This window comes from Intestinibacillus massiliensis (genome assembly GCF_900155735.1).
Taxonomy (GTDB): domain Bacteria; phylum Bacillota; class Clostridia; order Oscillospirales; family Butyricicoccaceae; genus Intestinibacillus; species Intestinibacillus massiliensis.
Map to the genome: position 1 here is coordinate 390,766 of NZ_LT707060.1, position 15,801 is coordinate 406,566.

The 15,801-nt window shown below is 60.2% G+C and carries 11 protein-coding genes; all 11 read left to right on the forward strand.

All coding sequences use genetic code 11. The features are described 5' to 3' along the window. Positions 1-90 precede the first annotated feature (90 nt). Positions 91-942: a transporter substrate-binding domain-containing protein gene (locus CZ203_RS13350; RefSeq protein ID WP_087066595.1), complete on the forward strand. Its 852-nt coding sequence runs from the start codon at positions 91-93 to the stop codon at positions 940-942. A gap of 81 nt (positions 943-1,023) precedes the next feature. Then, the gene (locus CZ203_RS13355; protein WP_407927740.1) at positions 1,024-1,803 is read left to right on the forward strand and encodes an amino acid ABC transporter permease; all 780 of its coding nucleotides are present in this window, start codon (positions 1,024-1,026) and stop codon (positions 1,801-1,803) included. Next, on the forward strand, positions 1,790-2,512 hold the full coding sequence (locus tag CZ203_RS13360) for an amino acid ABC transporter ATP-binding protein (RefSeq protein WP_087066596.1): 723 nt from the start codon (positions 1,790-1,792) through the stop codon (positions 2,510-2,512). The genes CZ203_RS13355 and CZ203_RS13360 overlap by 14 nt, the downstream gene beginning before the upstream one ends. 499 nt (positions 2,513-3,011) lie before the next feature. After that, positions 3,012-6,743, forward strand: a complete 3,732-nt coding sequence (gene rpoB / locus CZ203_RS13370) for a DNA-directed RNA polymerase subunit beta (protein WP_087066835.1) — start codon at positions 3,012-3,014, stop codon at positions 6,741-6,743. 27 nt (positions 6,744-6,770) lie between these two features. Further along, positions 6,771-10,301, forward strand: coding sequence for a DNA-directed RNA polymerase subunit beta' (gene rpoC / locus CZ203_RS13375; protein WP_087066598.1), 3,531 nt, complete (start codon positions 6,771-6,773; stop codon positions 10,299-10,301). Positions 10,302-10,485: 184 nt separating this feature from the next. After that, positions 10,486-10,749, forward strand: coding sequence for a L7Ae/L30e/S12e/Gadd45 family ribosomal protein (locus CZ203_RS13380; RefSeq protein WP_087066599.1), 264 nt, complete (start codon positions 10,486-10,488; stop codon positions 10,747-10,749). Between the two features lie 50 nt (positions 10,750-10,799). Then, complete coding sequence (rpsL, locus tag CZ203_RS13385; RefSeq protein WP_087066600.1) at positions 10,800-11,219, forward strand: 30S ribosomal protein S12; 420 nt, start codon at positions 10,800-10,802, stop codon at positions 11,217-11,219. Between the two features lie 208 nt (positions 11,220-11,427). Beyond that, positions 11,428-11,898 (forward strand): 30S ribosomal protein S7, encoded by a 471-nt coding sequence (gene rpsG, locus CZ203_RS13390; protein WP_200809489.1) that lies wholly within the window; start codon positions 11,428-11,430, stop codon positions 11,896-11,898. Positions 11,899-11,940: 42 nt separating this feature from the next. Then, complete coding sequence (fusA, locus tag CZ203_RS13395; protein WP_087066601.1) at positions 11,941-14,046, forward strand: elongation factor G; 2,106 nt, start codon at positions 11,941-11,943, stop codon at positions 14,044-14,046. A gap of 81 nt (positions 14,047-14,127) precedes the next feature. After that, the gene (tuf, locus tag CZ203_RS13400) at positions 14,128-15,330 is read left to right on the forward strand and encodes an elongation factor Tu (protein WP_087066602.1); all 1,203 of its coding nucleotides are present in this window, start codon (positions 14,128-14,130) and stop codon (positions 15,328-15,330) included. Between the two features lie 155 nt (positions 15,331-15,485). After that, positions 15,486-15,794: a hypothetical protein gene (locus CZ203_RS13405; protein ID WP_087066603.1), complete on the forward strand. Its 309-nt coding sequence runs from the start codon at positions 15,486-15,488 to the stop codon at positions 15,792-15,794. The last annotated feature ends 7 nt before the right edge of the window (positions 15,795-15,801 follow it).

The window sequence follows — 15,801 nt, forward strand, 5'->3', positions numbered from 1 at the left end:
TTTTACGCAGAAAAACCTTGCATTTTACGCACTTGAGTGTATAATAATACTTGCTATCTAATTGCCAGAAGATTTGGAGGACAAAATTCAATGAAAAAGAAGTTAGCTTTCCTGCTCGCCGGCGCGATGCTTATGACTGCGGCGCTGGCTGGTTGTGGCGGCGACAAGCCGGCGGACGACAGCGCGAATACCCCGGCGGATACGGCCCAGCAGGACACCCCGGCGGCCGATAACACGGCGGACGGCGGCACCCTGCGCATGCTGACGAACGCGGCGTTCCCGCCGTATGAGTTCGTGGACGACAGCGGCAACGTGGCCGGCATCGACGCGGAGATCGCGCAGGCGGTCGCCGACAAGCTGGGCATGAAGCTCGAGATTACCGACATGGCGTTTGAGTCCCTGATCGCGGGCCTGCAGTCCGACACGGGCGACATCGTGCTCGCGGGCATGACCGTCGACCCCGAGCGCGCGCAGAGCGTCGATTTTACCGACTCCTATGCGACCGGCGTACAGGTCGTCATCGTGCCGGAAGGCGCGGAGGTCAAGGTGAATGAGGAGAAGGACGACGAGGGCAACACCGTCAAGTCCGTCGACCTGACCGGTATGAAGATCGGCGTACAGACCGGCACCACGGGCGACCAGTACTGCGCGGGCGACTACGGCGAGGACGCGGTACAGCGTTATGACAACGGCGCGCTGGCGGTTGCGGCGCTCGTCAACGGCCAGGTAGACTGCGTCGTTATCGACAACGAGCCGGCCAAGAGCTTTGTGGAGGCCAACAAGGGCCTGCAGATCCTGGACACCGCTTACACCGTTGAGGATTACGCGGCGGCGATCAAGAAGGGCAACACCGAACTGCTCGACAAGGTCAACGGCGCGCTCAAGGAGCTCAAGGAAGACGGCACGATCGAAGGGATCATCACCAAGTATATCCACGACTAAACAGGGGCGATAAGGGGACGGCGCAGGCCGCCCCCTTCTTCCTATACAGACACATACATACGGATTAAAGGGGGATACGCTGTGGGCGGAATCAATTTCGCGGATTGGCTGGCCGCGGGACCGGGCTGGCTTGCTACAATGCCGGAGTGGCTGCAAAACCTGTTTTTCCAGCTCTATCAGACGTTTATTTATCAGGATCGGTGGAAGTTTTTTACCAATGGTTTGAAGGTGACCATCCTCATCACGCTGGGCGCGCTGCTGCTCGGCGTCGTGATCGGCGTAATCATCGCGGTGATCCGCTCCGCGCACGACTCCAAACGCGGCACGCCGAATATTGTCCTGCGCATCGTAAACGCCATCTGCAAGCTGTATTTAACCGTCATCCGCGGCACGCCAATGATGGTGCAGCTCCTGATCATGGGCTTTGTTATCCTAAAGCCGCGCGGGGATACGCAGATCGTGGTCACGGCAATCCTGGCGTTTGGCATCAATTCCGGCGCGTATGTGGCGGAAATCGTGCGCTCCGGCATTATGTCCATCAGCGCCGGGCAGATGGAGGCGGGGCGGTCGCTCGGCCTGAACTACGCCAAGACGATGTGGTACATCATCATCCCGCAGGCGGTGAAGAATATCCTGCCCGCCCTCGGCAACGAGCTGATTACGCTGATCAAGGAGACTTCTATCGTAACGGTCATCGCTGGCCAGGATTTGACGAAAGCGGCGCAGGTCATTGTAACCAAAACCTATCAGCCGTATGTACCGTATATCAGCCTTGCCATCATCTACCTGGTAATCGTGCTGATCCTCACCAAGCTGCTCGGACTGTTGGAAAGGAGGCTGCGCGCAAGTGATAAGCGTTAAAAACCTGCAAAAAAGCTTTGGCGACCATGAGGTGCTCAAGGGGATTGACGAAAATATCGAAAAGGGAGAAAAGGTCGTCATTATCGGGCCTTCCGGCTCGGGCAAGTCGACCTTCCTGCGCTGCCTCAACCTGCTGGAGGAGCCAACTGGCGGCGATATTGTCTTCGAGGGCATGAACATCACCTCCAAGGAGTGCGATATCAACCTGATCCGCCGCAAGATGGGCATGGTGTTCCAGCAGTTCAACCTGTTCCCGCACCTTTCGGTCAAGGACAACATCACGCTGGCGCCTGTCAAGCTCGGCATCATGAAGGCGGACGAGGCGGAAAAGCGCGCGCTGCAGCTCCTGGAGCGCGTCGGCCTGCCGGATAAGGCGGACGCCTACCCGGGGCAGCTTTCCGGCGGCCAGCAGCAGCGCATTGCGATCGCGCGTGCGCTTGCTATGAACCCGGATGTCATGCTGTTTGACGAGCCGACCTCGGCGCTCGACCCGGAAATGGTCGGCGAGGTGCTCGAGATCATGAAGGAACTGGCCGAGGACGGCATGACCATGGTGGTTGTGACGCATGAAATGGGCTTTGCGCGCGAGGTTGCCACCCGCGTGCTGTTTATGGACGGCGGCTACATTATGGAGCAGAACGGGCCGAAGGAATTTTTCGCAAACCCGCAAAACCCGCGCCTGAAGGATTTCCTGGCAAAGGTGCTGTAAAACAGGCGTATGTACACAGGGGGCAAGGGCGTCCGGGGCACCGGGGGCGCTTGCCCCCCGTTTTTTTTGCAAAAAAATTTATCGCCCCGCATCCGTCCGGGCGGGGAAGCCGCCGCCGGCTACGCCGTATCCTGGGCGGCGCCACCGGTGTGCGCGGGCAGGCCGGACGGCGGGTTTACCCCCGCAACCCTTGCGCCGGCCAGTTTCCCGCCGCGTCGTTTTTCCGCGGGCAGGGTCGGTTTTGCGGGTTTTTTAGACGAAAAAATAAAAGCAGACGTTATAACGTCTGCTTTTTTATACAATAATATCCTTGACCCACACCACAAAATAATGGTATAATAAAACGCTTCACAAATTAAGGGATGTGCATAAATACCTATCATTATGATAGCACGCCTGATTCCCGGGCGCAAGAGGCAATTCGCAAAATTAACCACGCCTCCGGGCGTATCACATGAATACACTGAGCGGAAAGAAACGGAGTGATGGGTACAACATGATGGTGAAAGACGTACAGCACGGCAAGACCACTAGAAAGAGCTTTGCCCGCATCGACGAGGTCCTGGAGATGCCGAACCTGATCGAGGTGCAGAAGAAGTCTTACCGCTGGTTCCTGACCGACGGCCTGCGCGAGGTCTTCAACGACGTCGCCTCGATCACCGACTACACCGGCAACCTCGAGCTGTCCTTCCTGGACTACACCCTGGACGAGGAGCCCAAGTACAGCGTGGAGGAATGCAAGGCGCGCGACGCGACGTATGCTTCCCCGCTCAAGGTGCGCATGCGCCTGCGCAACAAGGAGACCGGCGAAATCAAGGAGCAGGAAATCTTCATGGGCGATTTCCCGCGCATGACGGATTCGGGCACCTTTATCATCAACGGCGCGGAGCGCGCGATCGTATCCCAGATCGTCCGTTCCCCGGGCGTATACTTCGGCCGCGAGCTTGACAAGACGGACAAGGCGATCCTGTCCGCCACCGTCATCCCGTACCGCGGCGCATGGCTGGAGTATGAGACCGACGCGAACGACGTTTTCTACGTCCGCATCGATAAGAACCGCAAAATCCCGATCACTTCTTTCATCCGCGCGATCGGCGTCACGTCGGACGCGGAGATCAAGGAGGCCTTTGGCGAGGACGACCGCATCATCGCGACCCTGGAAAAGGACCCTTCCAAGACGGTCGAGGAAGCGCTGATCGAAATCTACAAGAAGCTGCGCCCGGGCGAGCCGCCCTCCGTCGAGTCGGCGTCCAACCTGATCAATTCGCTGTTCTTTGACGTGCGCCGCTACGACATTTCCGCCGTCGGCCGCTACAAGTACAACAAGAAGCTGGCGATCGCCCGCCGCATCACCGGCCACAAGCTGCTGGAGACCGTCACCGACCCGATGACGGGCGAAATCCTGGCCGAAGAGGGCGAGGTCCTCACCCGTGAGAAGGCGCGCGAGATCGACCGCCGCGGCGTGCACGGCGTCACCATCGAGTCGAACGAAGGCCGTGCGGTCAAGGTGTTCGGCAACGGCATGGTCGACATCAACGACTTCCAGGAGTACACCGGCTTTACCGCAGAGGAACTCGGCATCAACGAAAAGGTGCGTTTCGTCGTCCTCAAGGAACTGGTTGAACAGTTCCAGGGCGAGGAGCTGAAGGAGCAGGTCAAGGAGCGCATCACCGACCTGATCCCGAAGCACATCATCGTCGACGACATGCTGGCGTCCATCTGCTACCTGCTGAACATCGGCAACGGCATCGGCACCACCGACGATATCGACCACCTGGGCAACCGCCGCCTGCGCTGCGTGGGCGAGCTGCTGCAGAACCAGTTCCGCATCGGCTTCTCCCGTATGGAGCGCGTCATCCGCGAGCGCATGACCATCCAGGACCTGGACATCGTCACCCCGCAGTCCCTGATCAACATCCGCCCGGTCACGGCGGCGATCAAGGAGTTCTTCGGTTCTTCGCCGCTCAGCCAGTTCATGGATCAGAACAACCCGCTGGCGGAGCTGACGCATAAGCGCCGTATGTCCGCGCTGGGCCCCGGCGGCCTGTCGCGTGACCGCGCGTCCTTCGAGGTGCGAGACGTACACTACAGCCACTACGGCCGCCTGTGCCCGATCGAGACCCCTGAAGGCCCGAACATCGGCCTGATTTCCTACCTCGCCACCTATGCGCGCATCAACGACTTCGGCTTTATCGAAGCGCCGTACCGCGTCATCGACAAGGCGACCGGCCGCGTGACCGGCGAGGTGCAGTATATGACCGCCGACGTCGAGGACGAATATATCGTCTGCCAGGCGTACGAGCCGCTGGATGAGAACGGCTGCCTGGCCAACCCGCGTATCACCTGCCGCATGCGCGACGAGATCATCGAGGTCGACCGCAAGGACGTCGACCTGATGGACGTTTCGCCCCGCATGATGGTTTCCGTTGCAACCGCGTTTATCCCGTTCCTCGAGCATGACGACGCAAACCGCGCGCTGATGGGCGCGAACATGCAGCGCCAGGCCGTGCCGCTGCTCAAGACCGAGGCGCCGATCGTGGCGACCGGTATGGAGTACAAGGCCGCGGTCGACTCCGGCACGATCCCGCTGGCCGAGGGCGACGGCGTGGTCAGCTATGTTTCCGCGCGCGAGGTCCGCGTGCAGTACGACGGCGCGGGCGAAAAGAGCTACCAGCTCACCAAGTTCCTGCGCTCGAACCAGTCTACCTGTATCAACATGCGCCCGATCGTCGACCTGGGCGAGCGCGTCAAGAAGGGCGACGTCCTTGCGGACGGCCCCTCGACCGACAAGGGCGAGATCGCGCTCGGCAAGAACGCGCTGATCGGCTTTATGACCTGGGAAGGCTACAACTACGAGGACGCCGTCCTGCTGAATGAGCGCTTGGTGCGCGACGACGTCTACACCTCCATCCACATTGAGGAGTACGAGTCCGAGTCCCGCGACACCAAGCTGGGGCCGGAAGAGATCACCCGCGACATCCCGAACGTCGGCGAGGACGCGCTGCGCGACCTCGACGAGCGCGGCATCATCCGCGTGGGCGCCGAGGTGCACGCCGGCGACATCCTGGTCGGCAAGGTCACCCCGAAGGGCGAGACCGAGCTGACCGCGGAAGAGCGCCTGCTGCGCGCGATCTTCGGCGAGAAGGCGCGCGAGGTGCGCGACACCTCGCTGCGCGCGCCGCACGGCGAAAGCGGCATCGTGGTCGACGTCAAGGTGTTTACCCGTGAGAACGGCGACGAGCTGTCCCCGGGCGTCAATATGGTCGTGCGCGTCTATATCGCGCAGAAGCGCAAGATTTCGGTCGGCGACAAGATGGCGGGCCGCCACGGCAACAAGGGCGTTATCTCCCGCATCCTGCCGCAGGAGGATATGCCCTTCCTGGAAGACGGCACGCCGCTTGACATCGTGCTGAACCCCCTGGGCGTACCGTCCCGTATGAACATCGGCCAGGTACTCGAGGTACACCTGGGCTTTGCGGCCAGGAAGCTTGGCTGGAAGATCGAGACCCCGGTATTTGACGGCGCGACACTGGACGATATCAAGGAGACCCTGGTCTCCGCGGGTGTCAGCCCGGACGGCAAGAGCGTCCTGTACGACGGCCGTACCGGTGAAAAGTTCGACAACCCGGTTACCGTCGGCTATATGTACTACCTCAAGCTGCATCACCTGGTCGACGACAAGATCCACGCCCGTTCGACCGGCCCGTACTCGCTGGTCACCCAGCAGCCGCTCGGCGGCAAGGCGCAGTTCGGCGGCCAGCGCTTCGGCGAAATGGAAGTCTGGGCGCTCGAGGCGTACGGCGCGGCCTACACCCTGCAGGAGATCCTGACCGTCAAGTCGGACGATATCACCGGCCGTGTCAAGACCTACGAGGCGATTGTCAAGGGGCACAACGTGCCGCAGCCGGGCGTGCCGGAATCCTTCAAGGTACTGGTCAAGGAGCTGCAGTCCCTGTGCCTCGACATCAAGGTGCTCGACGAGAACATGGAGGAAATCATCCTTGCAGACGACGAAGAGGACGAGGGCGATTTCGGCCGCCCGCTGGCTGAGGTGCCGGCTGTCGCGGCCGATGACGAGCTCGCCGCCGCAGGCTTCGGCATCAACGACGCCGAGGAGGGCGATACCGACCTGTTCGCGCTGGACAGCGACGAGGGCGACGACGGCGAAGGGGAAGCTGTGCTGGAAGACGGCGCGGACGGCCTCGGCGACGGCGATTTCGACGATATGTAAGGTTCGGGAAAGGAGCAACTTGAATCCATGAGTTATAATACGTTCAACGCGATTAAAATTGGCCTGGCTTCGCCCGAACTGATCCGAGAGTGGTCTTACGGTGAGGTCAAGAAGCCCGAAACCATCAACTATAGGACACTGAAGCCCGAAAAGGACGGCCTTTTCTGCGAGCGCATCTTCGGGCCGACCAAGGACTGGGAATGCCACTGCGGCAAGTACAAGAAGGTCCGCTACAAGGGCAAGGTCTGCGATAAGTGCGGCGTGGAGGTCACGCGCGCCAAGGTGCGCCGCGAGCGCATGGGCCACATCGAGCTGGCCGCGCCGGTATCGCACATCTGGTACTTTAAGGGCATCCCGTCCCGTATGGGCCTGATCCTGGATATGTCCCCGCGCCTTCTGGAGAAGGTACTGTATTTTGCCAGCTATATTGTCACCGACGCCGGCGACACGCCGCTGATCAAGAAACAGATCCTGTCCGAAAAGGAATACCGCGACATGCGCGAAAAGTACGAGGACGATTTCAAGGCCTCGATGGGCGCGGAAGCGATCAAGGAACTGCTGCACGAGCTAGACCTGGAGAAGCTCTCCGTCGACCTGCGCGCGGAGCTCAAGGACGCGTCCGGCCAGAAGCGCATGCGCATCATCAAGCGCCTCGAGGTCGTCGAGTCCTTCCGCCTGTCGGGCAATAAGCCCGAGTGGATGATCATGGACGTCGTCCCGGTCATCCCGCCGGAAATCCGCCCGATGGTACAGCTGGACGGCGGCCGCTTTGCAACGAGCGACCTGAACGACCTGTACCGCCGCGTCATCAACCGCAACAACCGCTTGAAGCGCCTGCTGGAGCTCGGCGCGCCCGATATCATCGTGCGCAACGAGAAGCGCATGCTGCAGGAAGCGGTCGACGCCCTGATCGACAACGGCCGCCGCGGCCGCCCGGTCACCGGCCCGAACAACCGCGCCCTCAAGAGCCTTTCCGACATGCTGAAGGGCAAGCAGGGGCGTTTCCGCCAGAACCTGCTCGGCAAGCGCGTCGACTACTCCGGCCGTTCGGTTATCGTCGTCGGCCCGGATCTCAAGATCTGGCAGTGCGGCCTGCCGAAGGAAATGGCGCTCGAGCTGTTTAAGCCCTTTGTCATGAAGCGCCTGGTCGAGGACGGCCTGGCTTCCAATATCAAGTCCGCCAAGAAGATGGTCGAGCGCGCCAAGACCGAGGTCTGGGACGTGCTGGAAGACATCATCAAGGGGCACCCGGTCATGCTCAACCGCGCGCCGACGCTGCACCGCCTGGGCATCCAGGCGTTTGAGCCGATCCTGGTCGAAGGCCGCGCGATCCGCCTGCACCCGCTCGTCTGCACCGCGTTCAACGCGGACTTCGACGGCGACCAGATGGCGGTGCACGTGCCGCTGTCCGCCGAGGCGCAGGCCGAGGCGCGCCTGCTGATGCTGTCCGCGAACAACCTGCTCAAGCCGCAGGACGGCAAGCCGGTCACCATCCCCTCGCAGGATATGGTGCTCGGTTCCTATTACCTGACGATCGACCGCGATACCGAGCCGGGCGCCGGCAAAATCTTCGCCTCCCCGGACGAGGCGCTCATGGCCTACGACCAGGGCATCGTCGGCATCCATGCACCCATCAAGGTGCGCATGTCCCGCGAGGTAAACGGCAGGCTGGTCACCCGCATCGTCGACGCGACCCCCGGCCGCCTGATCTTCAACGAGCGCATCCCGCAGGACCTGGGCTTTGTCGACCGTTCGGACGAGACCAACTTGGATCTTGAAATTATGTTTACCTGCGGCAAGAAGGAGCTTGGCAAGATCATTGACAAGTGCATCCGCGTACACGGCTTCAACAAGACCGCCGAGGTGCTGGACTCCATCAAGGCCATGGGCTACAAATACTCCACCAAGGGCGCGCTGACCGTTGCGGTCGCCGACATGCTGGTGCCGGACGAGAAGGCCACCCTGATCCATGAGTCCGAGAAGCAGGTCACCATGATCGACAAGAAGTACAAGCGCGGCTTTATCACCGACGAGGAGCGCTACCGCCTGACGGTTGCAGAGTGGGAATCCACGACCAAGAAGGTTACTTCCAAGCTGCAGGAGAACATGAAGAACCAGCGCTTCAACCCGATCCACATGATGGCGGACTCCGGCGCGCGTGGTTCGATCAACCAGATCCGCCAGCTGGCCGGCATGCGCGGCCTGATGGCGTCCACCTCCGGCAAGACGATCGAAATCCCGATCAAGTCCAACTTCCGTGAAGGCCTGTCCGTACTGGAGTACTTCATCTCCGCGCGTGGCGCCCGTAAGGGTCTGGCCGATACCGCGCTGCGTACGGCGGACTCCGGTTACCTGACTCGCCGCCTCGTCGACGTTTCGCAGGACGTGATCATCCGCGAGGAGAACTGCGGCGCGTCCAAGGGCATCTGGGTCGAAGACATCCGGGAAGGCAACCAGATTATCGAGCCGTTTGCGGAGCGCCTGCTCGGCCGCTACCCGGTCGACGACGTCGTCCATCCGGAGACCGGCGAACTGATCGTTTCCAAGGATCAGATGATGACCGACGCGGATGCAGACAAGATCATCGCCGCGGGCTTTACCCGCCTGCAGGTGCGTTCCGTCCTGGAATGCCGCTCACGCAAAGGCGTGTGCTCGCATTGCTACGGCGCCAACCTGGCCGCCGGCACGCCGTGCGGCATGGGCGAGGCCGTCGGCATCATCGCGGCGCAGTCCATCGGCGAGCCGGGCACCCAGCTCACCATGCGTACCTTCCATACCGGCGGCGTCGCGGGTTCCGACATCACGCAGGGCCTCCCCCGCGTCGAGGAGCTGTTTGAGGCGCGCAAGCCCAAGAAGGTTGCGACCCTGGCCGAAATCCCGGGCGTCGTGACGATCGAGGAGTCCAAGCGCACCACAGTCAAGACGGTCAACGTCACGAACCGCGAGACCGGCGAGATGAAGAGCTACCAGCTCGCGTCCTCCTCCGGCATCCGCGTCGAGGACGGCCAGGAAGTCCGCCAGGGCGAGCAGCTCAACGAGGGCGCGCTCAACCCGCACGACATCCTGCGCATCCTGGATCCGCGCGCGGTACACGACTACGAGATCAAGGAAGTCCAGAAGGTTTACCGCCAGCAGGGCGTTGATATCAACGACAAGCACATTGAGGTTATCGTCCGCCAGATGATGCGCAAGGTGAAGGTCGAGGACGCCGGCGACGCGGAGGTTCTGCCGGGCGCCGTGATCGATGCGCTGGAATTTGAGGACCTGAACAACAAGGTGCAGGAGCGCGCCGACGCGGGCGAAGAAGGCCTCCGCCTGGCGACCTGCACGCCGACCCTCATGGGCATCACGAAGGCGTCCCTTGCGACCGAGTCCTTCCTGTCCGCCGCCTCCTTCCAGGAGACGACCCGCGTGCTGACGGAAGCCGCGATCAAGGGCAAGGTCGACCCGCTGCTCGGCCTGAAGGAGAACGTCATCATCGGCAAGCTGATCCCTGCCGGCTCCGGCCTGCAGGAGTACACCGGCGGCCACTATGAGGAGACCGTTTCGCTGGATTAAAGCAGTATAACCGGTATTATTTTGGATACAATAGGGGAATGGCCGCGTGCCGTTCCCCTATTATTCATCAGAGTGACGAAAAAACGCATAACCGGCAAAAACGCGTAAAATGTTTTGCGAAAAGCTTGACGGGGACAAAATCCGGGCGTATAATAAACAGGTATGCGGTATAGGAGGTCAATCTATGCTTTCAGAATTGCGCGCGGCGGCCAAAGTCGTCGGTGTAAAGCAGTCGAAAAAGGTCATCCGGGAAGGCGGCGCGGCGGCGGTTTTTGTCGCGGGCGACGCGGAAGAGCGGGTGACGCGGCCGATCCTTGAGCTTTGCCAGGAACTGGGGGTCCAAGTGACCGAGGTCCCGACGATGCAGGAGCTAGGGCGCGCTGCGGGCATTGATGTCGGCGCCGCTGTGGTCGTACAGGTCCAGGATACCGTAGGGAACGCTAATTAAGGGGGAACGCCCCTTAATATAGAATATTTTATAAAGAAGGAGGAAATATAATGCCAACCTTTAACCAGCTCGTACGCAAGGGCCGTGAGGCTGTCGTTACCAAGTCCACTGCACCGGCACTTCAGGTGGGTTACAACTCCCAGAAGAAGCAGGCAACCGATCAGTCCGCACCCCAGAAGAGAGGCGTGTGCACCACGGTTAAGACTATGACGCCGAAGAAGCCGAACTCTGCGCTTCGTAAGGTCGCCCGTGTCCGCCTGACCAATGGCATGGAGGTATCTGCCTACATCCCGGGTGTCGGCCACAACCTGCAGGAGCACTCTGTCGTTATGGTTCGCGGCGGTCGTGTAAAGGACCTGCCTGGCGTCCGTTACCACATCATCCGTGGTACCCTCGACACCCAGGGCGTTGCCAACCGTAAGCAGGCCCGTTCCAAGTATGGCGCGAAGCGCCCGAAGGCCGGCAAGTAAGCCGCCGGCTGTTACTGCTTTTTAAGTTGAACGAAGACAGTTTCAGCAAAGCAGCATGAACGGTGCGAAGCCGTTCACCCGCTTTGTCCTGAGCGTTTTGATATAGATGGCTACCATCTTAGGAAACCTCGGACAGGCGCCACACGTAGGCTTTTATGAGCTTTCGAGTACCAATGAAATCATACTTTATATGAAGGAGGGAAGTAAAGTGCCAAGAAGAGGTAATATCCCGAAGAGAGACGTTCTGCCCGATCCGCTGTATAACTCCAAGCTCGTCACCAAGCTGGTCAACTCGATCATGCTCGACGGCAAGAAGGGCGTATCCCAGAAGGTCGTTTATGGTGCTTTTGACATTGTCCGTGAAAAGATGGGCCGTGATCCGTTAGAGGTGTTCACCGAAGCTATGGAGAACATCATGCCGTCGCTGGAGGTTAAGGCACGCCGTGTTGGCGGTGCGACCTACCAGGTCCCGATGGAGGTCCGCCCGGAACGCCGTCAGACCCTGGGTCTGCGCTGGATCACCAAGTATTCTCGCCTCAGAAGCGAGAAGACCATGCGCGAGCGCCTGGCTGGCGAAATCATGGACGCCTGCAATAATCTGGGCGGCTCCGTCAAGAAGCGCGAGGATACACACAAGATGGCGGAAGCAAACAAGGCATTCGCGCACTATCGCTTCTGATAACGCTCTGTGTAGCTTCAAGCTTACGAAAGGAGACCAAGTATGCCTAGAGAGTATTCTCTTGAAAAAACCAGAAATATCGGTATTATGGCGCATATCGACGCGGGTAAGACCACGACGACCGAGCGCATCCTGTATTATACCGGTGTAAACCATAAGATCGGCGATACCCACGACGGTACCGCCACCATGGACTGGATGGAACAGGAGCAGGAGCGCGGTATCACGATTACCTCCGCTGCTACCACCTGCCACTGGGACGGCTCCCAGCACCAGTTCCCGGAGCACCGCATCAACATCATCGACACCCCGGGCCACGTCGACTTTACCGTTGAGGTTGAACGTTCGCTGCGCGTCCTGGACGGTTCGGTGACCGTATTCTGTGCAAAGGGCGGCGTTGAGCCCCAGTCCGAAACCGTTTGGCACCAGGCGGACAAGTATAAGGTCCCGCGTATGGCGTTCGTCAACAAGATGGACATCATGGGCGCGGATTTCTTCAACGTTGTCGGCATGATGAAGGATCGCCTCAAGTGTAACGCGGTTCCGATCCAGCTGCCGATCGGCGCGGAGGACACCTTCAAGGGTATCGTTGACCTGATGACGATGCGCGCGGAGGTTTACTACGACGACCTGGGCAAGGACGTCCGCGACGAGGACATCCCGGCCGACATGGCCGACCAGGCGCAGGAGTACCACGACGCGATGGTCGAGGCGATCGCCGAGCTGGACGAGGACCTCATGATGAAGTACCTCGAGGGCGAGGAGATCACTGCGGCCGAGCTCAAGAAGGCGCTGCGCAAGGGCGTCTGCAACGTAGAGATCATCCCGGTGCTGTGCGGTACCGCATACCGCAACAAGGGCGTACAGATGCTGCTTGACGCGGTTGTCGAGTACATGCCCGCGCCGACCGATATCGCGGACATCAAGGGCGTCAACCCCAAGACCGGCGAGGAGGATTCCCGCCCGTCTTCCGACGACGCGCCGTTCTCCGCGCTCGCGTTTAAGATCGCGACCGACCCGTTTGTCGGCCGCCTGACCTTCTTCCGCGTGTATTCCGGCACGATCACGGCCGGTTCCTCGGTGCTGAACGCGACCAAGGACAACCGTGAGCGCCTGGGCCGCATCCTGCAGATGCACGCAAACCACCGTCAGGATATCGACGTGGTTTACTCCGGCGATATCGCCGCGGGCATCGGCTTCAAGAACACCACCACGGGCGATACCCTGTGTGATGAGAAGCACCCGATCATCCTTGAGTCCATGGAGTTCCCCGACCCGGTTATCCGCGTCGCGATCGAGCCCAAGACCAAGGCCGGCCAGGAGAAGATGGGCATCGCCCTGTCCAAGCTGGCGGAAGAGGACCCGACCTTCAAGACCTACACCGACGAAGAGACCGGCCAGACGATCATCGCCGGCATGGGCGAGCTCCATCTCGAGATCATCGTCGACCGCCTGCTCCGCGAGTTCAAGGTCGAGGCAAACGTCGGTTCCCCGCAGGTTGCTTACAAGGAGACCATCCGCCGCTCCGCGGACGTCGACCAGAAGTATGCACGCCAGTCCGGCGGTAAGGGCCAGTATGGCCATTGTAAGATCATTGTTGAGCCGAACGAGTCCGGCAAGGGCTACGAGTTCATCAACAAGATCGTTGGCGGCGCGATCCCGAAGGAATATATCGAGCCTGTCAACCAGGGTATCCAGGGCGCAATGCAGTCCGGTATCCTCGCGGGCTACCCGGTCGTTGACGTAAAGGTCACGTTGTATGATGGTTCCTACCATGAAGTCGACTCTTCTGAAATGGCATTTAAGATCGCCGGTTCCATGGCGTTCAAGGAAGCGATGAAGAAGGCCGACCCGGTACTGATGGAGCCCATCATGCAGGTTGACGTTATGGTCCCGGAGGAGTATATGGGCGACGTCATCGGCGACCTGAACTCCCGCCGCGGCCAGATCCAGGGCATGGAGCCGCGCGGCGGCGTCCAGGCCATCAGCGCAGCGGTCCCGCTGTCTGAGATGTTCGGCTATGCGACCACGCTGCGTTCGCGCTCCCAGGGCCGCGGCCAGTACACCATGCAGCCGAGCCACTACACCGAAGTGCCGAAGAGCATCCAGGAAAAAATTATCGATTCCCGCGCGAAAAACGATAACTAAACTGTTGCATTTTCTAGGTAAATCCAGTAGAATAAGCTTATCAGTGACTGTTGATTACACACACAAGGAGGATTCACTACAATGGCAAAGGAAAAGTTCGAAAGAAATAAGCCGCATATTAACATTGGCACCATCGGCCACGTTGACCATGGCAAGACTACGCTGACCGCGGCGATCACCAAGGTCCTGGCTATGGGCGGCGCTGCTGAATACCAGGCTTACGACGCGATTGACAAGGCTCCGGAGGAGAAGGAGCGCGGCATTACGATCAACACCGCGCACGTTGAGTATCAGACGGACGCGCGTCACTATGCGCACGTTGACTGCCCGGGCCACGCCGACTATGTTAAGAACATGATCACCGGCGCTGCGCAGATGGACGGCGCGATCCTCGTCGTTTCTTCCGCTGACGGCCCGATGCCCCAGACCCGTGAGCACATCCTGCTCGCCCGTCAGGTAGGCGTTCCCTATATCGTTGTTTTCATGAACAAGGTTGACCAGGTTGACGACGAGGAGCTGCTGGATCTCGTAGAGATGGAAATCCGCGAGCTGCTGTCCTCCTACGACTTCCCGGGCGACGACATCCCGGTTATCCGCGGCTCTGCGCTGAAGGTTCTGGAGTCCGACTCCAAGGATCCGTCCGCGCCGGAGTATGCTTGCATCCGCGAGCTGATGGACGCTGTCGACAACTATATCCCGACCCCGGAGCGTAAGGCTGACCTGCCGTTCCTGATGCCGGTCGAGGACGTATTCTCCATCACCGGTCGTGGCACCGTTGCTACCGGCCGTGTCGAGCGTGGCCAGGTCAAGATGTCCGACGAAGTTGAAATCGTCGGCCTGATGGACGCACCCCGCAAGACCGTTGTTACCGGTATCGAAATGTTCCGCAAGCTGCTGGACTACGCTGAGGCTGGCGACAACATCGGCGCGCTGCTCCGCGGCATCCAGAAGACCGAGATCGAGCGCGGCCAGGTTCTGGCTAAGCCCGGCACGATCCACCCGCACACCAAGTTCCGCGGCCAGGTTTACGTCCTGAAGAAGGAAGAAGGCGGCCGTCACACCCCGTTCTTCAACAACTACCGCCCGCAGTTCTATTTCCGTACCACCGACGTAACCGGTGTTATCGCGCTGCCGGAAGGCACCGAGATGTGCATGCCGGGCGATAACGTCGAGATGGACGTTGAGCTGATCACCCCGATCGCGATCGAGGAAGGCCTGCGTTTCGCTATCCGTGAGGGTGGCCGTACCGTAGGTTCCGGCGTTGTTATCAAGGTTAACGAGTAATTTTTACGCGGAAACCGCATAACGGATTTAAAAAGCCCCGCCTGCTGATGCAGGCGGGGCTTTTTTGCGCCTGTAACCCTTCCGCACGCACGCGGCGGGCGCGGCTAGGGGAACGCTTTGCCGCATCCGCGCATAGGATGTGCCAAGGAGGGATTATGGTGAGTATTTGGCTGCAATGTGTGATCGGCGCGCTCGCGGCGGTCGGGTTTATTTGCATTTTAAAAGCGGTCTATGATATAATCTTCACAGGTTATTATCGGGCGGCGGGGCGCAGCGAACTGTTCTTGTACGGCTGTGGCTCCGACCCGAAAACGGAACAGCTGCTGAACACGGCGGAACAGGTCAGGCGGCTCTATTTGCCCGGGCTTTCCATTATCTTTGTGGAGAACGGCGACGCCGACCCGGAACGGTTCAATTATGCAAAATCCATTGCCGAGCGCAGGGATATGGAATACATAGAATAGCGGTGGG